Origin of the sequence: Streptomyces sp. NPDC020884, from assembly GCF_044333935.1 — a bacterium.
GTDB lineage: Bacteria > Actinomycetota > Actinomycetes > Streptomycetales > Streptomycetaceae > Streptomyces.
This window is the reverse complement of the sequence record NZ_JBIRRY010000005.1, coordinates 247,782-269,220: the sequence shown is the minus strand read 5'-3', so window position 1 is coordinate 269,220 and position 21,439 is coordinate 247,782. Positions and strand designations below refer to the sequence as shown.

General features: G+C 70.6%; 17 protein-coding genes and 1 riboswitch. Of the genes, 11 read left to right on the top strand and 6 right to left on the bottom strand.

The features are described 5' to 3' along the window. Window positions 1-23: 23 nt before the first annotated feature. Window positions 24-1,148 (bottom strand): cystathionine gamma-lyase, encoded by a 1,125-nt coding sequence (locus ACH4UK_RS18075; RefSeq protein ID WP_398357371.1) that lies wholly within the window; start codon window positions 1,146-1,148, stop codon window positions 24-26. A gap of 88 nt (window positions 1,149-1,236) precedes the next feature. Continuing rightward, window positions 1,237-1,614, bottom strand: coding sequence for a phage holin family protein (locus tag ACH4UK_RS18070; protein WP_398357369.1), 378 nt, complete (start codon window positions 1,612-1,614; stop codon window positions 1,237-1,239). An 87-nt stretch (window positions 1,615-1,701) separates the two neighbouring features. On the opposite strand from ACH4UK_RS18070, the gene ACH4UK_RS18065 reads away from it, so the two are divergent. The 4 genes from ACH4UK_RS18065 (at window position 1,702) to ACH4UK_RS18050 (ending at window position 4,095) form a co-directional block, all read left to right on the top strand. Continuing rightward, a complete protein-coding gene (locus tag ACH4UK_RS18065) occupies window positions 1,702-2,019 on the top strand; it encodes a cupin domain-containing protein (RefSeq protein ID WP_030077305.1) in 318 nt (105 codons plus the stop codon). Between the two features lie 152 nt (window positions 2,020-2,171). Beyond that, window positions 2,172-2,384, top strand: a complete 213-nt coding sequence (locus tag ACH4UK_RS18060; RefSeq protein WP_265600552.1) for a DUF5326 family protein — start codon at window positions 2,172-2,174, stop codon at window positions 2,382-2,384. A 395-nt stretch (window positions 2,385-2,779) separates the two neighbouring features. Continuing rightward, complete coding sequence (locus ACH4UK_RS18055) at window positions 2,780-3,556, top strand: IclR family transcriptional regulator (RefSeq protein ID WP_398357367.1); 777 nt, start codon at window positions 2,780-2,782, stop codon at window positions 3,554-3,556. Window positions 3,557-3,657: 101 nt separating this feature from the next. Then, window positions 3,658-4,095, top strand: coding sequence for an SsgA family sporulation/cell division regulator (locus ACH4UK_RS18050; protein WP_024263706.1), 438 nt, complete (start codon window positions 3,658-3,660; stop codon window positions 4,093-4,095). Between the two features lie 22 nt (window positions 4,096-4,117). Here the strand turns inward: ACH4UK_RS18050 and ACH4UK_RS18045 are convergent, their stop codons facing one another. Continuing rightward, window positions 4,118-5,464 (bottom strand): YibE/F family protein, encoded by a 1,347-nt coding sequence (locus ACH4UK_RS18045; RefSeq protein ID WP_398357365.1) that lies wholly within the window; start codon window positions 5,462-5,464, stop codon window positions 4,118-4,120. A 70-nt stretch (window positions 5,465-5,534) separates the two neighbouring features. After that, window positions 5,535-5,668, top strand: a riboswitch (TPP riboswitch). Here ACH4UK_RS18045 and thiC point away from each other — a divergent pair. Then, a complete protein-coding gene (gene thiC / locus ACH4UK_RS18040; protein WP_398357363.1) occupies window positions 5,661-7,481 on the top strand; it encodes a phosphomethylpyrimidine synthase ThiC in 1,821 nt (606 codons plus the stop codon). (Overlaps the previous riboswitch by 8 nt.) Window positions 7,482-7,748: 267 nt before the next feature. After that, window positions 7,749-8,105, top strand: coding sequence for a DUF805 domain-containing protein (locus ACH4UK_RS18035; RefSeq protein ID WP_398357361.1), 357 nt, complete (start codon window positions 7,749-7,751; stop codon window positions 8,103-8,105). 136 nt (window positions 8,106-8,241) lie between these two features. On the opposite strand, the gene ACH4UK_RS18030 is transcribed toward ACH4UK_RS18035, so the two are convergent. The 3 genes from ACH4UK_RS18030 to ACH4UK_RS18020 all read right to left on the bottom strand — a co-directional run bounded on the left by ACH4UK_RS18030 (window position 8,242) and on the right by ACH4UK_RS18020 (window position 11,690). Continuing rightward, entirely contained in the window at window positions 8,242-9,072 is an 831-nt protein-coding gene (locus ACH4UK_RS18030) for a hypothetical protein (protein WP_398357359.1), read from the bottom strand. 203 nt (window positions 9,073-9,275) lie between these two features. After that, on the bottom strand, window positions 9,276-10,418 hold the full coding sequence (locus tag ACH4UK_RS18025) for a metallophosphoesterase (RefSeq protein ID WP_398357763.1): 1,143 nt from the start codon (window positions 10,416-10,418) through the stop codon (window positions 9,276-9,278). Between the two features lie 159 nt (window positions 10,419-10,577). After that, window positions 10,578-11,690, bottom strand: coding sequence for a LacI family DNA-binding transcriptional regulator (locus ACH4UK_RS18020; RefSeq protein WP_006126041.1), 1,113 nt, complete (start codon window positions 11,688-11,690; stop codon window positions 10,578-10,580). Between the two features lie 405 nt (window positions 11,691-12,095). Between ACH4UK_RS18020 and hisC the strand changes: the two genes are divergently transcribed. The 5 genes from hisC (at window position 12,096) to ACH4UK_RS17995 (ending at window position 21,420) form a co-directional block, all read left to right on the top strand. Then, a complete protein-coding gene (hisC, locus tag ACH4UK_RS18015) occupies window positions 12,096-13,175 on the top strand; it encodes a histidinol-phosphate transaminase (protein ID WP_398357357.1) in 1,080 nt (359 codons plus the stop codon). A gap of 286 nt (window positions 13,176-13,461) precedes the next feature. Then, window positions 13,462-14,973, top strand: coding sequence for a cytochrome ubiquinol oxidase subunit I (locus ACH4UK_RS18010; RefSeq protein ID WP_398357356.1), 1,512 nt, complete (start codon window positions 13,462-13,464; stop codon window positions 14,971-14,973). Window positions 14,974-14,989: 16 nt separating this feature from the next. Continuing rightward, window positions 14,990-15,991, top strand: coding sequence for a cytochrome d ubiquinol oxidase subunit II (cydB, locus tag ACH4UK_RS18005; protein WP_398357354.1), 1,002 nt, complete (start codon window positions 14,990-14,992; stop codon window positions 15,989-15,991). Window positions 15,992-16,084: 93 nt separating this feature from the next. Continuing rightward, on the top strand, window positions 16,085-19,624 hold the full coding sequence (gene cydD, locus ACH4UK_RS18000) for a thiol reductant ABC exporter subunit CydD (protein WP_398357352.1): 3,540 nt from the start codon (window positions 16,085-16,087) through the stop codon (window positions 19,622-19,624). 89 nt (window positions 19,625-19,713) lie between these two features. Then, complete coding sequence (locus tag ACH4UK_RS17995; RefSeq protein WP_398357350.1) at window positions 19,714-21,420, top strand: GAF domain-containing sensor histidine kinase; 1,707 nt, start codon at window positions 19,714-19,716, stop codon at window positions 21,418-21,420. Window positions 21,421-21,439: the final 19 nt, after the last annotated feature.

The window sequence follows — 21,439 nt, the reverse complement described above, 5'->3', positions numbered from 1 at the left end:
GGACCGTCTGAAACTCCTCGGGCCTACCCGACCGCCGCGTCCAGTGCCTGTTCGACGTCGGCGAGCAGGTCCTCGGGGTCCTCCGCACCGACCGAGAAGCGCACGAAGCCCTCGGCCACGGCGTCGCCGCCCCAGCGTCCCCGGCGCTCCGCGGTGGACCGGACGCCCCCGAAGCTCGTCGCGTCGTCGACCAGGCGCAGCGCGGACAGGAAGCGCTCCGCGGTTTCCCGGTCGGCCAGCTCGAAGGACACCACGGACCCGAAGCGCCGCATCTGGCGCGCCGCCACGGTGTACGACGGGTCGGTGGTCAGCCCCGGATACCGCAGCCCGGTGACGTCCGCACGCCCTGCCAGCGTCTCGGCGAGGGCGAGGGCGGTGGTGCACTGCCGGTCGATGCGCAGGTGGAGGGTGGCCAGCGAGCGGTGCGCGAGCCAGGCCTCCATCGGCCCCGGAATCGCCCCGACGACCTTGCGCCAGCGCCGTACGTCCGCCGTCAGCAGGGGATCGCGGCAGGTCACATGGCCGAGCAGGATGTCGCCGTGCCCGGTCATGCCCTTGGTGTCGCTGGCGACCGAGAAATCGGCGCCCAGCTCCAGCGGGCGCTGGCCGATCGGGGTGGCCAGGGTGTTGTCGACGGCTACCAGGGCGCCCGCCGCGTGCGCGGCCGCCACCAGCCGCCGGATGTCGCAGACGTCCAGGCCCGGGTTGGACGGGCTCTCGATCCACAGCAGCTTCGCCCCGGCCAGCAGGGCCAGCTGGGCGTCGCCGCCGGTCGGCGCGGTCCGGACCTCCACCCCGTACGCCGCCAGTTGTTCCCGTACGAGGGGGAGAGCCTGGTAGCCGTCGTCCGGCAGGACGACGGCGTCGCCCGAGCGGACCTGGGAGAGCAGCACCGCGGTGATCGCCGCCATGCCCGAGGCGAACACCGTCGTGCCCACCTCCTCACCGGGAGCCTCCAGCTCGCCGATGGCCCGCTCCAGGTGGGTCCAGGTCGGGTTGGTCTCCCGGCCGTAGGTGTAGGGGCCCACCGGTTCGCCGGAGAGATGGAAGTGCGCGGCGAAGACCGGGCCGGGCAGGGTGGGTTCGAACTGCTCCGGTTCCGGAAGCCCGGCGCGTACCGCACGCGTTCCGTCGCCCATGGTGCTCATGCTGCTCCTTCACTGCCCGCGCCGGCGGTGGACCGGTGTCACCTGCACTCTTTCAGAGGCCTCGGAGCGGTCTTCTCCCAGATCCGTGTCAGTCCTCGTCGGGCAGAACGACATTGAGCGCCCAGGACACGACCGAGATGATCAGGCCGCCGAGCACCGCCGCCCAGAAACCCTCCACGTGGAAGCTGAGGTCGAACACGTTGGCCAGCCAGGAGGTCAGCAACAGCATCAGGGCGTTGACCACCAGGGTGATCAAGCCCAGGGTCAGGATGAACAAGGGGAACGTCAGCAGCTGGACCACCGGCTTCACCAGGAAGTTCACCAGGCCGAAGATCAGCGCGACCAGGATCAGGGTGAGGACCTTGCGGCCGGTGCTGCCGCCCTCCAGCGTGATATTGCCGATCAGCCAGATGGCAACGGCCAGCGCACCCGCGTTGGCGATCGTCTTGACTACGAAATTCTTCATGTGTCTGATCGTGGCAGACATGATCGGTGGTGGACACCGGCAGCGCAGACACAGCCGACAGCGTGGGTACGAGGGGCGTGACGGGCCATGAAGGCATTCAGACTGGACGAGCTGGAGGCGGAGCGGGCCGCCAACGACGGCGCCTATCTGCAGTTCGTACGGGAGCGCAATATGTCGGTCGGCCTGTACGCCCTGGACGCGGGCGAACTCGATCCACAGCAGCCGCACCAGCAGGACGAGGTCTACTTCGTCGTCAGCGGGCGTGCGGCGATCACGGTGGGGATGGAGACGACGCAGGTCGGCAGGGGAAGCGTCGTCTACGTCCCGGCGGGCGTGGCCCACAAGTTCCACCACATCACCGAGGACCTGCGGGTGATGGTCGTCTTCTCGCCGCCCGAGGGCTGAGCGCCCGCCCCGGATTCCCTCCGGGGCGTCCGTCCCGGGGATCCCTAGGGGCTCGATCAGGGGTCTTCAAGGGCTGCCCGGCCCCCACGAGGGGCCTTCGCGCCTCTAGCATCGAGGCAAGGACTCAGAGAGACGAGGTAGAGGCGATGGCCGTGCGGGAGATATTCGCGGGAATGCCCTGGTGGGTGAAGTGGATCGCGGTGCCCGTCATTGCGATCTTCGTGTTCGGCGGTCTGATCGCCAGCGTGGTCGGATTCGTGATCAGCCTGCTCTTCAAGGCGCTGGTCTTCGTCGTCGTGGTCGGCGGGCTGATCTTCGTCGTCCGCAAGTTCATGTCGTCGTCGTCCTCGCGCGGTGACTGGTAGTACAGGGATCGCGGGCCGGCGCGGGGGCCGGCCCGTCCCGTTCACCCCGGTCGGCTGTGACCCGCGGGATGTGGTCCAGTCAGCTCCGGCCCGGGAGGATTAGCCCAGCAGAGCTAAGTCCCGGAGGAAACCACCCGTCTGCCGCAGACGGCCGATACAGTGGCATACCACTGCCGCCATCCGGAATGTGACCTTCCGTCACCACATCGGTCGCTCGACCGATCCTGGGTACGACAGTCCGGTCGTTGGCCTCCGATCGCCGGCGCCCGGACCGGTCCTCGCCGGTCACGGGTCACCGGATCTCCGGTCCCCCCGGTCCTCGGGATCGCGGCAGGCCCGTGGGGGCGGCCCCCACGGGAGGGCTGATGGCCCGTCACCATGCGTGGGGGTGACCTTTGACCACGGCATCGAGTACCGCTGTCCCGACGTTGATCGGTTCGGTTCAGCGGGCGTTGAGGCTGCTGGAGGCTGTGGGCGCCCATCGGAACGGGGCGCCCGCCAAGCAACTGGCACGTGAGGCGGGGCTTCCGCTGCCGACCGCGTACCACTTGCTGCGCACTCTCACCCATGAGGGCTATCTCCGCCGCGAGAACGGCGTCTTCCTCTTCGGCGCGGCCGCCGAGAACCTGACCGCCGCGTCGGCGCTCAGGAGGCCACCGCGCCCCGCCACCGTCGCCGACTCCCTCGGCCACTGGCGGGACGCCATCGGCGCCCCGGTGTACTGCGCCGTCTACTGCGACGGCGAGATCGAGCTCATCGCGGTCGCGGACGCCCCCGACACTCCGGCCGTGGAGGAGTGGGCCTCGTTCCGGGAGACCGGTCACGCGCATGCGATCGGCCAGTGTCTGCTCGCCCAACTCGACGAGAGGGCCCGCGAGGACCACCTCGACCGGCACCCCGTGCGCCCGCTCACCCGTTACTCAGTGCGAGATCGCGCCACACTCCTGGAGCGGCTGCGAACCCTCCGACGAGGTGAACCGGTCATCGAACGCCAGGAGTACGCACTGGGCACCGTGTGCGCCGCGATCCCCGTCACGGCCGGTGCCACCATTGCGGCGATGGCCATTTCCGTACCCCTGGACCGCGAAGAACGGTTGCTGCCCGCAGTCGAACAGCTACGTGGCGAAGTCGCCAGCCTCTTGCGTTCGTTCGTGTTCTCTATCAGTATCTGAAAAATCACTCCTTGTGATCTGCTATCGCGTGCACCACGATGGCGTCAATAGGGCCATGGGGGATCATTCCTGGCCAGTTTCATCTACTGCGGGGTTGAACGATGCGCGAGTCGGTTCAAGCAGAGGTCATGATGAGCTTCCTCGTCTCCGAGGAGCTCTCGTTCCGTATTCCGGTGGAGCTCCGGTACGAGGTCGGCGATCCGTACGCCATCCGGATGACGTTCCACCTGCCCGGCGATGCCCCTGTGACCTGGGCGTTCGGTCGCGAACTGCTGCTGGACGGGCTCAACAGCCCGAGCGGCGACGGAGACGTGCACATCGGGCCGACCGAGCCCGAGGGCCTCGGCGATGTGCACATCCGGCTCCAGGTCGGCGCGGACCGTGCGCTGTTCCGGGCAGGGACGGCGCCGCTGGTGGCGTTCCTCGACCGGACGGACAAGCTCGTGCCGCTCGGTCAGGAGCACACGCTGGGTGACTTCGACGGGAACCTGGAGGATGCGCTCGGCCGCATCCTCGCCGAGGAGCAGAACGCCGGCTGACCGGGGTGCTCGTGGCGGCCCGTCAGCCCGTCTTGCGGCGGCGGCCCCGGCCGGTCCGCGCGGGTGCGGCCGTAGCCGCCGATGCGCCACCGGGCCCCGGGCGGTCCGCGGAGACGACCAGCGCGGCGAGTGCCGTGGTCACCGGCACCGAGGCGACCAGGCCGATCGACCCGACCAGCGTGCGGACGATCTCCTCGGCGACCAGCTCGCTGTTGGCCACCGTCCCCACACTGCTCTGGGCGATGGAGAAGAGCAGCAGCAGCGGCAGCGCCGCGCCCGCGTACGCCAGCACCAGGGTGTTGACCACCGAGGCGATGTGGTCCCTTCCGATCCGGATCCCTGCCCGGTACAGCCCCTTCCAACCCATCTCCGGGTCCGCCTGGTGCAGTTCCCAGACCGCGGAGGTCTGGGTGACCGTCACATCGTCGAGCACGCCGAGCGAACCGATGATGATGCCGGCCAGCAGCAGACCGCTCATATCGATGTCCGGGTAGAGGCCGTGGATGAGGCCGGTGTTGTCGTCGGTGTTGCCGCTCAGGCTCGCCCAGCCGATGAACAGGGAGCCCAGCAGCCCGATCAGCAGCAGTGAGATCAGCGTGCCGACGACCGCGACCGATGTCCGGGCCGTCACCCCGTGGCACAGGTAGAGGGCCGCCAGCATGATCGCGCTGGCCCCGATCACCGCCACGACCAGCGGATTCGAGCCCTGCAGGATCGCGGGCAGGATGAACAGGGTCAGAACGGCGAACGACACGACCAGCGCCACCAGCGCCATCAGCCCGCGGAGCCGGCCCACCAGGACCACCGCCAGCGCGAAGATCCCCGCCAGCAGCGCCATCGGAAGCTTCCGGTCCACGTCCGTCACGGAGTACTGGAGGTCGCGGGGCGCGTCGGGGGCGTACGCCACGACCACGCCCTGACCCTCGCTCAGCTGTCGGGGCGCGTCCGGCTGGACCACCTCGACGAACCTGCGGCCCTTGTCGTCGCCGCTGGTCACCTCGATGGTGGCCTTCGCGCACTCCCCCTCCTGCTCGTTGACGGCCTCCCGGCCCGAGGGCGTGGAGGTGTCGCCGGTCGGGGGCACCTGCGCGGCGTTGACGTCCGCGCAGTCGACGTTGACGACCTGGACGACCTTGCCGTCCTGGGTCTGCCGGTCGAATCCGACGCCGGTGCGCTCGTGGTCGGGCGCGCCGCCGGGCCAGAACGCGATCAGACCGACGACGACCGCCGTCGCGAACGGAATCAGCACGGCGGCGATGACCTTGCGCAGGTGCCGGGAGACCGGGGCGGCCGGTCCGTGGCTGTGGGTGTGGCCGTGAGTGTGGCCCTGGGGCGGCTGGGGAGCGGGGTCGCTCTGGGGGGAGGTCACGGGGCGATCATCGCAAGAATGGGAGGGCCCTCTGGTCAGCTCGCCGGAAAGGACGCTAGCGTGGAGGCACCTTTGCACACGCGGGAGCTCGGAGCACCGGGCTGAGAGGGCGCTGATCGCCGTACATCCGTACGGGAAACGCTGCGCCGACCGCCGAACCTGTTACCGGGTAATGCCGGCGTAGGGAGTAGGTCTCATGACCACAGCGGACGCACGCACGCCTGCCTCGAAACAGAACGACGGAACGCCGAACGGCACGACGCCGGACGACGGGATCCGGAACGACGAGGCCGGGAAGTCCATCGGCTGGCACAAGGGGTACGTCCAGGGCTCGCGCCCGGACCTCCGGGTGCCGGTCCGACAGGTGCACCTCACCAACGGCAAGGACGTGACGCTGTACGACACGTCGGGGCCGTACACCGATCCCTCCATCGACACCGATGTCCGCCGCGGCCTCGCGCCCCTGCGGGAGAACTGGATCATCGCCCGCGGCGACACCGAGGAGTACGCGGGCCGTCCGGCCCGCCCCGAGGACGACGGGCTCAAGCACACCTCGCCGCGCGGCGGACTGCGCAACCTCGACGCCGTGTTCCCCGGCCGCCCGCGCCAGCCGCGCCGCAGCCGCGACGGCCGTCCCGTCACCCAGCTCGCGTACGCCCGACGGGGGGAGATCACCCCGGAGATGGAGTACGTGGCGATCCGGGAGAACGTCGAGGCCGAGGTCGTCCGCGAGGAGATCGCGGAGGGCCGGGCCGTGCTGCCGGCCAACGTCAACCACCCCGAGATCGAGCCGATGATCATCGGTAAGCGGTTCCTGGTGAAGGTCAACGCCAACATCGGCAACTCGGCCGTCACCTCCTCCATCGAGGAGGAGGTGGACAAGATGACCTGGGCGACCAAGTGGGGCGCGGACACGGTCATGGACCTGTCCACCGGCCGCAACATCCACGCCACCCGCGAATGGGTGCTGCGCAACTCCCCCGTGCCGATCGGCACCGTTCCGCTCTACCAGGCCCTGGAGAAGGTCGACGGCCGGGCCGAGGAGCTGACCTGGGAGATCTACAAGGACACCGTCATCGAGCAGGCCGAGCAGGGCGTGGACTACATGACGGTGCACGCCGGAGTGCGCCTGCCGTACGTCCCGCTGACGGCCCGTCGCAAGACCGGAATCGTCTCGCGCGGCGGCTCGATCATGGCGGCCTGGTGTCTCGCGCACCACAAGGAGTCGTTCCTCTACGAGCACTTCGAGGAGCTCTGCGAGATCCTCGCGGCGTACGACGTCACCTACTCCCTGGGTGACGGGTTGCGTCCCGGTTCGATCGCGGACGCCAACGACGAGGCGCAGTTCGCCGAGCTGCGCACGCTGGGCGAGTTGAACTCGATCGCCAAGCGGTTCGGCGTCCAGACCATGATCGAGGGCCCCGGGCATGTCCCGATGCACAAGATCAAGGAGAACATCGACCTCCAGCAGGAGATCTGCGAGGAGGCGCCGTTCTACACGCTCGGCCCGCTGACCACGGACGTCGCGCCCGCCTATGACCACATCACCTCCGGTATCGGCGCTGCGATGATCGCTTGGTGGGGTACGGCGATGCTCTGCTACGTCACGCCCAAGGAGCACCTGGGGCTGCCCAACCGGGACGACGTGAAGACGGGTGTCATCACCTACAAGATCGCCGCCCACGCGGCCGACCTCGCCAAGGGGCACCCGGGCGCGCAGGAGTGGGACGACGCCCTCTCCGACGCGCGGTTCGAGTTCCGCTGGGAGGACCAGTTCAATCTGGCCCTCGATCCGGACACGGCGCGGGAGTTCCACGACGAGACGCTGCCCGCCGAACCGGCGAAGACGGCCCACTTCTGCTCGATGTGCGGGCCGAAGTTCTGCTCGATGAAGATCTCCCAGGACATCCGGCGTCAGCACGGCGGTTCTCAGGAGGAGATCGAGGAGGGCATGGCCGCCAAGTCGAAGGAGTTCGCGGCCGCCGGCAACCGGGTCTACCTGCCCATCGCCGACTGACCGTCCGCCCCGACCCCTGGCCGCCGGCCGTCCCCGGCGGCCAGGGGTGTTCTGTTCCTTATGAGTAACTCGGGCCGTTTAGCTGCACTTTGGCGTGATTGACCGCCTTATTAAGCGACAGTATGGACACAGTCGTGTGGCAGCTGTATGTACGTTTGGTCCTCAGCTCACCAGCGCTTGACCCTTTCCTTATCTGTGGCTTACTTTCCGGCTTGCTTGGCTGAATTTGGTGCCCCCCTCGAAACGGGGGCCGGGGAGGGAATCACAGTGAACTGGTACCTGGACGTACTCAAGAACTACGCAGGCTTCAGCGGACGCGCGCGCCGCAAGGAGTACTGGATGTTCGTGCTCTTCAACTTCATCATCGGCGTGGTGCTGTCGGTCGTCGGCACGGCGATCGACACGCAGATCCCGTACTACCTCTACCTCGCCGCGGTGATCGTCCCGTCGCTGGCGGTCGTCGTCCGCCGTCTGCACGACACCGGCCGCTCGGGCTGGTGGTTCTTCATCGCGCTCGTCCCGCTGGTCGGCACGATCATCCTGATCGTCTTCCTCGCCTCGGAGGGCAAGCCGGAGACGAACGAGCACGGCGTCAACCCGAAGCTGGCTCCGCACGCCATCTGATCCACCGCTCCGGTCCGACCGGAGCGTCCCCCGGGCCGGGCGCGGCACTTGCCGCCCCGGCCCGCGGTGTGTCCGGAGGCGGACGCGGCCGGAAGGGGAAGCCCGGAAGGGGAGGACGCCGGGACCCCGCCGGACCTCAGTCCGGATGGTGCTCGGGGCCGCCGAAGTCCGGGCTCGTGAAGTCGGGGCTGGTGAAGGTCGGCCGGGGGCCGGCCGCCGGGCCGTCGTCCGGACCGGAGAAGTCCGGCCTGCTGTACCCGACCTTGGGGATCCGGTTGGGCGAACGGTGCGGGGTCCGCGCGGCGGGCCCGGCGGTGGGGTCGGCCAGGGCGTCCCGCAGGAACGGGAGGATGCCGCGCTCCAGCAGGGCGTGACGCCAGGCCTCCCTGGCCCGTGCGACCTCTTCCGGAAGTTCCTGTTCCTCGTGCTCGGCGGCCAGCGACGTCGCGCTGTTGCGGAGCGCGGTGACGAGCAGCCCCACGGCCGCGACCAGGATCGCCGCGGCGGCGACCGCCGCGAAGAACCACCCGGCCGTCACCATGGAGTCGCCGAAGGCCACCGACGGGCTGACCGCCTTGAGCAGGTAGCCGACGAGCAGGAAGATGACGGCCGCGGTGCCGGCCAGCAGCGGGGTCAGGACCGTGACGACCGCGCCTATGCCGGCGCCCGATCCGGCCGCCGTGCTCTGCGGCCCGTCCAGGGCCGGGGCTTCGTCGGTTCCTTCGGCGGTCGGCGCCCGGCGCAGCTCGCCCCGGGCCTTGACGTAGTGCTCGTACTCGGTGGCCGCGGCCGCCGTGATCAGCGCCGTGGCGCTGAGCGCCATGGTGCGCAGCTGTTCGGTGTTGAGCCGGTCCCCGACGCCCTCCAGGTCCGGGCGTTCGTGAGCGTGGCGCAGTGCGTCGCTCAGGATCCGCTCGTACTCGGGTCCGTCCTCGGCCAGCAGGTGCGGAGCGCTTGTCATCTGCATCCCCCGATGCTCCGTCGGTGCCCGGCTGCCCGCGTGGACCGGGCGATCGGGCGGAAACGGAGGAGAGCCTGCCACTGATACGCCGATGGTAGAGCGCTCACGGCACGGGGTGACAGGGTGTTTCCGGAATTGGGCCCGGTGACGGGCCCGGTGATCAGCGGGGTCGGCGCAGGCGGAACCTGAAGCGCCTTCCCCGCCGACGGTCAGTCATGCAGAGGCAGTTGGACGACCAGCAGCTTTCCGGCCATGGTCACTCCGCCGTCCATGGCGATGGCGAGGCCGTCCGCGTACACGTGCGGGCCGTTGACCACGGGCCCCGAGCTGTCCTCGCCGTCCTCCGTGCCGACCTCGCCCAGCAGGTACGGAATAGGGCTGTGACCATGGACGACGCGCTGTCCGCCGTACGTCGTCATCAGCTCGCGCACCGCGTCGGCGCCGCCCTCGTCCCGGAAGGCGAACCGCTTGGTGAGCTTGCGGAAGAGGTCCCAGCACTCGTCCGCGTCGTTACGCGTGAGAATGGCTGTGATCGTGTCGTTGACGTCCTCGATGGTGGACCCGTAGTCGAGGTAGGCCGTCGTGTCGGAGTGCATCAGCAGATGCCCGTCCTCCTCGACGACCGCGTCGAGCCGGGACATCCACTGGAGGTGGACGTCCTGGAGGCGCTCCATGTCGGTCTTCTGGCCGCCGTTGAGCAGCCAGGCGGCCTGGAAGGTGGCGGTGCCGGCCCCGGAGTTGACGGGGGTGTCGGCGAACCGCTTGGCGCCGAGCAGCAGCAGTTCGTGGTTGCCCATCAGGGCCTTGCAGTAGCCGCCGGCCGCCGCCGCCTCGGCGGAGAGCCGCATGACGAGGTCGATGACCCCGATGCCGTCCGGGCCGCGGTCGGTGAAGTCGCCGAGGAACCACAGCCGGGCGTTGCCCGCGGCCCAGTTGCCGTCGGCGTCGATCAGGCCCTGCTCGCCGAGGGCGGCCAGCAGCTCGTCCAGATAGCCGTGGACGTCGCCGACGACGAAGAGCGGGCCGCGGCCGTCCTCGGGCTCGGGGTGCGGCTCGGAGACGGCCTGCACCTGGACCGTGTCGCCGCGGCGGATGACCGGGAGGTCCCGCTCGGTCGGTGTGTAGCCCGCCGGCTCCGCGCCGCCCACGACGGCGTTGCCGGGATGCGGCAGCCGGGGCGGCGTGGGTGTGCTCGGCGCCGGCGCACGTGGCGGCACCGAGGAAGGAGGTGCCACCCGCGCCTGCGGTGGCACGGGTGTTTGCGCATACGGCGGAACCCGGAAGTCACGCAACGTCGCCGTCCGCACCACGGGTTCCTGACCGGCCCCCTGAGTCATCGACCCCTCCACCACCGTCGCGCCGCCGTACACCTGACGGGCCCTGCCTGGTAGAGGTGGTCCGCGGTGTCGTGCGCCCATCATAGGAATGCGGATCGATCTGTGTGACGCACCAGGGGTGGTGAATCCGGGCGCACGCACGGTTCACCGGTCGATTGGTCCGAAAAGAGTCGATCAATCCCCGCTGGGGGAGCGCGGCGCGCTGACCGTGGTGCGCGGTGGACGGCGTTGCGAGGAGGTCCGGACGATGAGCTCCGTCGGTATGACCTGCTCCACGGGGCCGTCGTGTTCGACCCCTTCGATGGCGTCGATGAGGAGCTGGACGACGGCCGTGCCGATGCGGCGGGGCTTCAGCGAGAGCGTCGTGATGGGCGGCTCGGTGGCCGCGTACACGGTGGACTCGCTGCAGCAGACCAGCAGCAGGTCCTCGGGGACCCGCAGCCCGTAGCGGCGGGCGGCCGCGAGGAGATCGGTCCCATTGGGGTCGAAGAGCCCGTAGACCGCGTCGGGGCGGTCCGGGCGGGCGAGCAACCGATCGGCGGCGACCGCCCCCGCGCAGGGGTCGTGGGCCGGGTAGGACTCGTAGACGGGATCCTGGCCGACCCGCTCGCACCAGTGGAGGTAGGCGGTGGTGGACAGCCGGGTGTACGTGTCGGTGGTGTTGCCGGTCAGCAGGCCGATACGGCGGGCTCCGGCGGCGGCGAGATGGTCGAGGAGGTCGAGCACGGCGGCCCGGTGGTCGTTGTCGACCCAGGCGGTGACGGGGAGCGTCCCGGCCGGGCGGCCGTCCGAGACTACGGGCAGTCCCTGGCGGACGAGTTCGGTGACGACCGGGTCCTGGTCGGAAGGGTCGATGACGACGGTCCCGTCGAGCGCGACGTTCGACCAGACGTCGTGCCGGGAGGTGGCGGGGAGGATGACGAGGGCGTAGCCGCGGGCGAGCGCCGCGGAGGTCGCGGCTCTCGCCATCTCCGCGAAGTACGCGAATTCGGTGAAGGTGAAAGGTTCATTCCCGTACGTGGTCACGGTCAGGCCGATCAGGCCCGATTTGCCCGTACGGAGGGTTCGGGCCGCGGCGGACGGGCGGTAGCCCAGGCGCTCGGCGACTTCGCGGACATGGCGGCGGGTGGCGTCCGGGAGCCTGCCCTTGCCGTTGAGCGCGTCGGAGACGGTCGTGATCGAGACTCCGGCCGCGGCGGCCACATCACGGATCCCCGCCCGTCCTGGCCGGCCGCTGCGCCGGGGTGTCTCCGTCCGGCTCACCTGGTGCTTCCCTGCTGCTGTCATGGCGAGCCGATAGTAGGGCTCCGAGGGGGGGTCGGTCCGGTCGCATCTGCGCACGTTGACAGGCACGTTTCTGCAAGGTCATTGCCTATCAAAGTCCTTTCAATGAAAGGTAGTTGGGCGCCATTGCAGACGTGGTTCAGGTGCTGGCGGGTGGCAGCCTGCTGTATGTGCGATGTCTCGAAGAGGTCTCAACTCACCACTTCGGGGGACGCGCGCCACGGCGTGAGCCACCGGCGCGCGCCGGAACGGCACGTGCTCCCCCGGGCAGAGCCCTCGGACCGGCCCCGTGCGGGGGTCCATTCCCGGGCACTGTGGTCGATTTCCCGCTCGGGCCATTCGCAGGGAGGCCCAATCCTCATAAGGTGAGCAGTATTGCTGTGGACGGACGGTCGAGGAGGACCTGCGGTGAGCGAGAAGAGCCCCAAGCTGCGCGCCGAGCTGGACGGCGTTCCCGCCTATGTGCCGGGGAAGCCGGCGGCGGCCGGTGGACCGGTCGCGTACAAGCTGTCCTCCAACGAGAATCCCTATCCGCCGTTGCCCGGAGTGCTGGAGTCGGCGGTCGCCGCCGCGGGCAACTTCAACCGCTACCCGGACATGGCGTGCACCGGTCTGATGAACGAGCTGGCCGACCGTTTCGGTGTGCCCCTCGCGCATCTCGCCACCGGAACCGGGTCGGTGGGCGTGGCCCAGCAGCTGCTCCAGGCCACCTCCGGACCCGGCGACGAGGTCATCTACGCCTGGCGCTCCTTCGAGGCGTACCCGATCATCACCCAGGTCAGCGGCGCGACCTCGGTCAAGGTCCCGCTGACCGAGGGCGATGTGCACGACCTCGACGCGATGGCGGACGCGATCACCGACCGGACCCGGCTGATCTTCGTCTGCAACCCCAACAACCCCACCGGCACGGTGGTGCGCCGGGCCGAGCTGGAACGGTTCCTCGACCGGGTGCCGAGCGATGTGCTGGTGGTGCTCGACGAGGCGTACAAGGAGTTCATCCGCGACGCCGAGGTGCCGGACGGCATCGAGATCTACCGGGACCGGCCCAATGTGGCGGTGCTGCGGACCTTCTCCAAGGCGTACGGCCTGGCCGGGCTGCGGGTCGGTTTCGCGGTGGCCCACGAGCCGGTGGCCGCCGCGCTACGCAAGACCGCCGTGCCCTTCGGTGTCAGCCAGCTCGCTCAGGACGCGGCGGTGGCCTCGCTGCGCGCCGAGGACGAGCTGCTGGGCCGGGTCGGCTCGCTGGTCGCCGAGCGCACCCGGGTGAGCGCGGAGCTGGTGCGCCAGGGCTGGACGGTGCCGGAGTCGCACGCGAACTTCGTCTGGCTGCGGCTCGGCGAGCGGACCCTCGACTTCGCGGGGGCCTGTGAGCGGGCCGGGGTGGTCGTGCGGCCGTTCGCGGGTGAGGGCGTGCGGGTCTCGATCGGCGAGAACGAGGGCAATGACCTGTTCCTCAAGGCGGCGGAGGCGTTCCGCGCGGAGCTGTAGTCGCCGGGCGCGCGAGGGACTCCTCGCGCGCGGTGGCGCCGGTACGGCCGGGGTGGCCCCGGACCTCGATCAGCGAGGTCCGGGGCCCTTTGCGTGGGCGGGCGGCGAAAAGGGGTACCCCCGACGAAGGCCCTGAAAGTGTGTGCGCCATAATTGCTTGTGAATGTGAACGCGTTCACAAGCGTGCCCCGTTTCCTCCTGTGATCGGTGGGATCATCCCCGTGATCAGTAGGACCAAAGGGGCATAGTGCCGGTGTGACCACGGCGATGTAAGGAGACTGACGACGTGGACCTAGCTCTGGCGCCGGAGACCCTGGCGCGATGGCAGTTCGGCATTACCACCGTCTACCACTTCCTCTTCGTCCCGCTGACGATCTCGCTCGCCGCGCTCACCGCCGGCCTGCAGACCGCCTGGGTGCGGACGGAGAACGAGAAGTACCTCAGGGCGACCAAGTTCTGGGGCAAGCTGTTCCTGATCAACATCGCCATGGGCGTCGTCACGGGCATCGTCCAGGAGTTCCAGTTCGGCATGAACTGGTCCGACTACTCGCGCTTCGTCGGCGACGTCTTCGGTGCTCCGCTCGCCTTCGAGGCGCTGATCGCCTTCTTCTTCGAGTCCACCTTCATCGGTCTGTGGATCTTCGGCTGGGACAAGCTGCCGAAGAAGATCCACCTCGCCTGCATGTGGATGGTCTCGATCGGCACCATCCTCTCCGCCTACTTCATCCTGGCGGCCAACTCCTGGATGCAGCACCCGGTCGGCTACCGGATCAACGAGGAGCGCGGGCGCGCCGAGCTCACCGACTTCTGGCGGGTGCTCACCCAGGACACCGCGGTCACTCAGTTCTTCCACACCATCACGGCGGCGTTCCTGGTCGGCGGGGCGTTCATGGTCGGCATCGCCGCGTTCCACCTGGCGCGCAAGAAGCACATCCCGGTGATGCGGACCTCGCTGCGGCTGGGGCTGATCACCGTCGTGGTCGCCGGACTGCTCACCGCGGTCAGCGGCGACAGCCTGGCCAAGGTCATGTTCCGGCAGCAGCCGATGAAGATGGCCGCCGCCGAGGCGCTGTGGGACGGTCAGGAGCGGGCGCCGTTCTCGATCTTCGCGTACGGGGACGTCAGCGAGGGCCACAACTCCGTGGAGATCTCGCTCCCCGGAATACTGTCCTTCCTCGCCAACAACGACGTCGACTCGTACGTCCCCGGCATCAACGACGTCAACAAGGAGTCGCAGGAGAAGTACGGGCCCGGCGACTACCGTCCCAACATCCCGGTCGCGTTCTGGAGCTTCCGGTGGATGATCGGCTTCGGCATGGCCTCCTTCGGCCTCGGCCTCCTGGGGCTCTGGCTGACCCGGAAGAAGTTCCTGCTGCCACCGGCGATGCGGACCGGTGAGGACGAGGTGCCGCATCTGGTCCTGTTCCGGAACAAGGCGCTCAGCCCGAGGCTCACCAAGCTCTACTGGGTCGTTGCGCTCTGGACGCTGCTCTTCCCGCTGATCGCCAACTCCTGGGGCTGGATCTTCACCGAGATGGGCCGCCAGCCGTGGGTGGTCTACGGGGTGCTCGAGACCCGTGCCGGGGTCTCCCCCGGCGTCTCCCAGGGCGAGGTCCTCACCTCGATGATCGTCTTCACCCTGCTCTACGCGGTGCTCGCCGTGATCGAGGTGAAGCTGCTCGTGAAGTACATCAAGGCCGGGCCCCCGGAACTCACCGAGGACGACCTCAACCCGCCCACCAGGATCGGCGGCCACGACGAAGACGACGCCGACCGGCCGATGGCCTTCTCGTACTGAGCACAGGAGCTGAGAGATGGAACTCCACGACGTCTGGTTCGTGCTCATCGCCGTCCTCTGGACCGGCTACTTCTTCCTGGAGGGATTCGACTTCGGCATCGGGGTCCTCACCAAACTGCTGGCCCGCGACCGCAAGGAGCGCCGGGTCCTGATCAACACGATCGGGCCCGTCTGGGACGGCAACGAGGTCTGGCTGCTCAGCGCGGGCGGCGCGACCTTCGCCGCCTTCCCCGAGTGGTACGCCACCCTCTTCTCCGGCTTCTACCTGCCGCTGCTGATCATCCTGTTCTGCCTGATCGTGCGCGGTGTCGCCTTCGAGTACCGCGCCAAGCGGACCGGGGAGCGGTGGCAGACGAACTGGGAGACCGCGATCTTCTGGACCTCCCTGCTCCCCGCGGTGCTGTGGGGCGTGGCGTTCGGGAACATCGTGCGGGGCGTGAAGATCGACGCCGACATGGAGTACGTCGGCAACTTCCTCGACCTCCTCAACCCGTACGCGATCCTCGGCGGTCTCGTCACCCTCACCCTCTTCACCTTCCACGGGGCGGTGTTCGCCGGTCTCAAGACGGCGGGCGACATCCGGGTCCGGGCCCGCGCCCTGGCCCTGAAGCTGGGGCCGGTCACCGCGGTGCTCGCGCTGGGCTTCCTGCTCTGGACCCAGGCCGACAACGGGGACGGCTGGAGCCTGGTGGCCCTGATCGTGGCGGTGATCGCGCTCCTGGGTGCGATCGGGGCCATCGCCAAGGGGCGCGAGGGCTGGTCGTTCGCGTTCTCGGGCGTGACGATCGCGGCGGCGGTCGCGATGCTCTTCCTGACGCTCTTCCCGAACGTGATGCCGTCCTCGCTGAACGACGCCTGGAACCTCACGGTCACCAACGCCTCGTCCAGCCCGTACACGCTCAAGATCATGACCTGGTGCGCGGGCATCGCCACGCCCGTCGTGCTGCTCTACCAGAGCTGGACCTACTGGGTCTTCCGCAAGCGCATCGGTACCCAGCACATCGCCGACGCGCACTGAGTCCGGTGGACCGCTCCGGCCCCGCGTCTCCCGCGGGCCGGGGCGGCCGCCGATCCCGCAGAGCTCACCGACCCCGCCGGGGGGATGTTTCACGTGAAACCGATCGATCCGCGTCTGCTCCACTACGCACGGGCCACCCGCCTCTTCCTGGCGGCCGTGGTGGCTCTCGGCCTGGTCGGCGCCCTGCTGGTGATCGCCCAGGCGATGCTCATCGCCGAGATCGTGGTGGGCGGCTTCGAGGGCGGGCTCACGGTCACCGCACTGCGCACCCCTCTTCTGCTGCTCGCCGCGGTCGCCGCCGGGCGGGCCCTGGTCGCCTGGCTCACCGAACGGGCGGCCCATCGCGCCAGCGCGGCCGTCAAGTCCGAACTGCGCGGCCGGCTCCTGGAGCGGGCCGCGCGGCTGGGACCCGACTGGCTGAGCGGGCAGCGCACCGGTTCGCTCGTCGCGCTGGCGACCCGGGGGATCGACGCGCTCGACGACTACTTCGCCCGCTATCTCCCGCAGCTCGGTCTCGCGGTCGTCGTGCCGGTGGCGGTGCTCGCCCGGATCGTCACCGAGGACTGGGTATCGGCGGCGATCATCGTCGTCACGCTGCCGCTCATCCCGCTCTTCATGATCCTGATCGGCTGGGCCACACAGTCCCGGATGGACCGTCAGTGGCAGCTGCTGTCCCGGCTCTCCGGGCATTTCCTGGACGTCGTCGCCGGGCTGCCGACCCTGAAGGTCTTTGGCCGGGCCAAGGCGCAGGCGGAGGCGATCCGCACGATCACCTCCGACTACCGCCGGGCCACCCTGCGCACGCTGCGGATCGCCTTCCTGTCCTCCTTCGCACTGGAACTGCTGGCGACCCTGTCGGTGGCCCTCGTCGCCGTCACCGTCGGCATGCGGCTCGTCCACGGCGAACTCGACCTCTACACCGGTCTGGTGGTCCTGATCCTGGCCCCGGAGGCGTATCTGCCGATCCGCCAGGTCGGGGCGCAGTACCACGCGGCGGCCGAGGGGCTGTCGGCCGCCGAGGAGGTCTTCGCGGTCCTGGAGACCGAGCTGCGGACCTCGGGCACGCAGGACGTCCCGGACACGCTGCGGCTGGAACTGGCGGACGTGACCGTACGCCACGACGGCCGCACCGAACCTTCGTTGGACGCCGCCTCGCTCACGGTCGAGCCGGGGGAGACCGTCGCTCTGGTCGGCCCGAGCGGGGTCGGCAAATCCACCCTGCTCAACGTCGTCCTCGGCTTCGCCGTGCCCGACGCGGGGCACGTCCGGGTGGGGGGCAGGGACCTCGCGGACCTGGACCTCGAACGGTGGCGGAGCCGTATCGCCTGGGTCCCCCAGCGCCCCCACCTCTTCGCCGGCACGATCGCCGAGAACGTCCGCCTGGCCCGGCCCGACGCCGACGAGAAGGCGGTGCTCGCGGCGCTGCGGGACGCGGGCGCGTACGACTTCGTCGCGGCGCTGCCCGACGGGGTGCGGACGGCGCTGGGCGAGGACGGCGCCGGACTCTCCGCGGGCCAGCGCCAGCGCCTCGCCCTCGCCCGAGCGTTCCTCGCCGACCGGCCGATCCTGCTGCTGGACGAGCCGACCGCGAGCCTGGACGGCGCGAGCGAGGCGGGCATCGTCGACGCCGTACGGAGGCTGGCCGCCGGGCGGACTGTGCTGCTGGTCGTCCACCGCCCGGCGCTCCTGGCGGTCGCCGACCGTGTGGTGACGCTGGAGCCGCGTACCGACGTTCCTGCACGGGCCGAGGGGGCGAGCCGGGAGACGGGTGCCGTCGCCACCGGCCCGGCCGTCCCGCAGCCGCTCGCCGGGGGCGAACTCCTGGACGCCCGCCGGGCCGAGGAGCCGCGCGCGGCCGACCGAGGGCCGGGCGAGACCGGCGCGCCCTCCGGACGGGTGCTCGCCCGCGTCCGCGCGGCCGCCGGGGCGCAGCGCGGACAACTGGCCCTGGCCCTGCTGCTGGGCAGCCTGGCGGTCGGCTCGGCCGTGGGGCTCATGGCTGTCTCCGGCTGGCTGATCTCCCGCGCCTCCGAAGAGCCGCCGGTCATGTACTTGATGATGGCGGTCACTGCGACCCGCGCCTTCGGCATCGGCCGGGCGGTGTTCCGCTACGCCGAGCGGCTCGTCTCGCACGACGCCGTGCTGAAGCTCCTCGCCGGACTGCGCGTCGCCGTCTACCGGGGCCTCGAACGCATCGCTCCCGCCGGTCTGCGCACCGCACGCCGCGGCGACCTGCTGTCCCGCCTCGTCGCCGACGTGGACGCGCTCCAGGACTACTGGCTGCGCTGGCTGCTGCCCGCCGGGACCGCCGTCGTGGTGGGGACCGCGGCCGCCGGGTTCACCGGCTGGCTGCTCCCGGAAGCGGGCGTGATCCTGGCGGTCGGGCTGCTGGTCGCCGGGGTCGGCGTCCCGCTCGTCAGCGGCGCCTGCGCCCGCCGTACGGAGCGTCAGCTCGCGCCCGCCCGCGCCGCTCTGGCCATCCGGGTCACCGACCTGCTCGGCTCCACCGCCGAACTGACCGTCGCGGGCGCGCTGCCCGCCCGGCTGGCGCACCTGCGCGCGGCCGACACGCTGCTGACCCGGATCGCCTCCCGGGCGGCCGCCGCGACGGCGCTCGGCGGTGGCCTGTCCGCCCTGGTCTGCGGGCTCACCGTGGTGGCCGCCGCGCTCGTCGGCGTCCCCGCCGTGCAGGACGGCCGGCTGTCCGGGGTCGCGCTCGCCGTGGTGGTGCTGACCCCGCTCGCCGCCTTCGAGGCCGTCGCCGGGCTGCCGCTCGCGGTGCAGTACCGCCGGCGGGTGGCCCGGAGCGCGGAGCGGGTGTTCGAGGTGCTGGACGCACCCGTGCCCGTACGGGAGCCCGAGATCCCCGCCGAGGAGCCCGCCTCGCCCTTCCCGCTGGAGGTGCGGGGGCTGAGCGCCCGCTACCCGGGGGCCAGGCAGGACGCGCTGGCCTCGCTCGACCTGACGCTGACGCCCGGACGGCGCATCGCGGTCGTGGGCCCCTCCGGTTCGGGCAAGACGACGCTCGCCCAGGTCCTGCTGCGCTTCCTGGACGCCTCGTCGGGGACGTACCGGCTCGGCGGGGTCGAGGCGTCCGCACTGGAGTCGGACACGGTCCGGCGCTCGGTCGGGCTGTGCGCCCAGGACGCGCACGTCTTCGACAGCTCGATCCGGGAGAACCTGCGCCTGCCCCGCCCCGGGGCGACCGACGCCGAACTGCGCGACGCGCTCTCCCGGGCCCGGCTGCTGGACTGGGTGCTGGCCCTGCCGCAGGGGCTCGACACCCCGGTGGGCGAGCACGGCGCGCGGCTCTCCGGCGGCCAGCGCCAGCGTCTCGCCCTGGCCCGCGCGCTGCTCGCCGGCTTCCCCGTACTCGTCCTGGACGAGCCGGCCGAGCACCTCGACCTGCCGACCGCCGACGCCCTCACCGCCGATCTGCTGGACGCGACCCGGGGCCGCGCCACGGTGCTGATCACCCACCGGCTGACCGGCCTGGAGGCGGTCGACGAGGTACTGGTGCTGGACGCGGGCCGGGTCGTGCAGCGCGGACCGTACGCCGAACTCGCCGCCGAGGACGGGCCGCTGCGCCGCATGCTGGAGCGCGAGAGGGAGACGGTGGGGGCGGGGGTGTGAGGACGGGGGACGCGTACGGCCGGTGGTATCCGGCCCATCACACGCATTCTCGACTTTCGCCCCCAATCGGCACTAACTAGGCTCGGGTCATGGCAGAGCCCGACCCGCAGGAATCCCTCGACGCCGCCACCCGGGCCACCCGCAGCCTCCAGGGTCTGTCCACCGAGCTCACCGCCCGGGTGCCGCAACTCCTGGAAGCGATGCGCTCCGTCGGCGCGGGGCTGGAGCTGCACTCCACCCTGGACCGGATCTGCGAGACGGCCGCCGAGCTCGCCCACGCCCGGTACGCCGCCATCGGCGTCGTCGACGAGCGGGGCGAGGGCCTCACGGACTTCGTCACGTACGGCGTTCCGCGGGAGGTGGCCGAGGAGATCGGGCGGCGGCCCGACGGCCACCGGGGGTTGCTCGGCGCGCTGATCCACGAGCCCGCCCCGGTCCGCCTGGCCGATCTGGCCACCGACCCGCGCGCTGCGGGATTCCCGCCGGGACACCCCCGGATGCGGACCTTCCTGGGGGTGCCCATCCGGGTCCAGGGGGAGATCTTCGGCAACCTCTACCTGACCGAGAAGCGACACGGCCTGGAGTTCAGCGACTACGACCTCCACATGGTCCGGGTGCTCGCCACGGAGGCCGGGATCGCCATCGGCAACGCCCGGCTGTACGAGGCGGCGCGGCAGCGGGAGCACTGGATCGACGGTTCGGTGGCGGTCACCACGGCGCTCCTGTCGGGCGGGGACGCCGACGACGCGCTGTCCGTGGTCGCCGAACAGGCCCGCCGGCTCGCCGACTCCGCCGCCGGGATCGTGCTGCTGCCGGCCGAGGAGGGCGGTCTGGAGATCGTGGCCGTATCGTCCGACGACCCCTCGTCCTCGCTCGGCGTGATCATCTCGCCCCGGAGCACGGTGGTCGCGAAACTGCTCGCGGGCGAGGCGGTGTTCATCGACGACTCGGCCACCGACAGCCGGATGGTGACCAGGCTGGCCGACCGGTTCGGCCCCAGCATGATGTTGCCGCTCCACAGCGGCGGCCGGGTGCTCGGCGCGCTGGCCACCCCCCGGTCCCGGGGGGCGCGCCCGTTCACGGAGACCGAGCGGACGCTCGCCACCCAGTTCGCCTCCCAGGCGGCCCTCGCGCTGATGATGGCCGAGGCGCAGCGGGACCGGGAGCGCCTCGCGGTGTACGAGGACCGTGACCGGATCGCCCGCGACCTCCACGACCTGGTCATCCAGCGGCTGTTCGCCACCGGGATGATGCTGGAGGGTGCTCAGCGCAGGTCGGTGGTGCCCGAGGTGCGGACCGGGGTCGGCCGGGCGGTCGACGAGCTGGACGTGACGATCCAGGAGATCCGTACGGCCATCTTCGCGCTGCAGCAGGAACCGGCCGAAGCCCCCTCGGGGCTGCGCACCCGCGTGCTGCGGGAGATCAACATGGCGGCCGTCCCGCTCGGCTTCAAGCCCGCGCACCGCTTCCTGGGGCCGGTGGACTCGCTTGTCGGCGAGCTGACCGGGAAGAACCTGGTCGCCGCGCTGCGCGAGGCCCTCTCCAACGCGTTCCGGCACGCGGGGGCGTCATTGATCGACGTGGTCGTCGACGCGACGGTGACCCTGGAGGACGGGCGGGGAGCGGTGCGTCTCTCGGTCGCCGACGACGGGGTGGGGATCCCGGAGGGCGGCCGCCGCAGCGGTCTGCGCAATCTGGCCCGCCGCGCCGAGTCCCTGGGCGGGTCGAGCCGGATCGCGCAGGGGATCGGGGCGGACGGCGGCGGTACGACGGTGGTGTGGGAGGCGCCCCTGTGAGGGCGTGGCAGACGCGCTG

Coding starts and splice junctions, on each gene's coding strand:
- ACH4UK_RS18075 (WP_398357371.1), bottom strand. CDS start 1,148: ATGAGCACCATGGGCGACGGAACGCGTGCGGTACGCGCCGGGCTTCCG.
- ACH4UK_RS18070 (WP_398357369.1), bottom strand. CDS start 1,614: ATGAAGAATTTCGTAGTCAAGACGATCGCCAACGCGGGTGCGCTGGCC.
- ACH4UK_RS18050 (WP_024263706.1), top strand. CDS start 3,658: ATGCGCGAGTCGGTTCAAGCAGAGGTCATGATGAGCTTCCTCGTCTCC.
- cydB (WP_398357354.1), top strand. CDS start 14,990: ATGGAACTCCACGACGTCTGGTTCGTGCTCATCGCCGTCCTCTGGACC.
- thiC (WP_398357363.1), top strand. CDS start 5,661: ATGACCACAGCGGACGCACGCACGCCTGCCTCGAAACAGAACGACGGA.
- ACH4UK_RS17995 (WP_398357350.1), top strand. CDS start 19,714: ATGGCAGAGCCCGACCCGCAGGAATCCCTCGACGCCGCCACCCGGGCC.
- ACH4UK_RS18065 (WP_030077305.1), top strand. CDS start 1,702: ATGAAGGCATTCAGACTGGACGAGCTGGAGGCGGAGCGGGCCGCCAAC.
- ACH4UK_RS18030 (WP_398357359.1), bottom strand. CDS start 9,072: ATGCAGATGACAAGCGCTCCGCACCTGCTGGCCGAGGACGGACCCGAG.
- ACH4UK_RS18020 (WP_006126041.1), bottom strand. CDS start 11,690: ATGACAGCAGCAGGGAAGCACCAGGTGAGCCGGACGGAGACACCCCGG.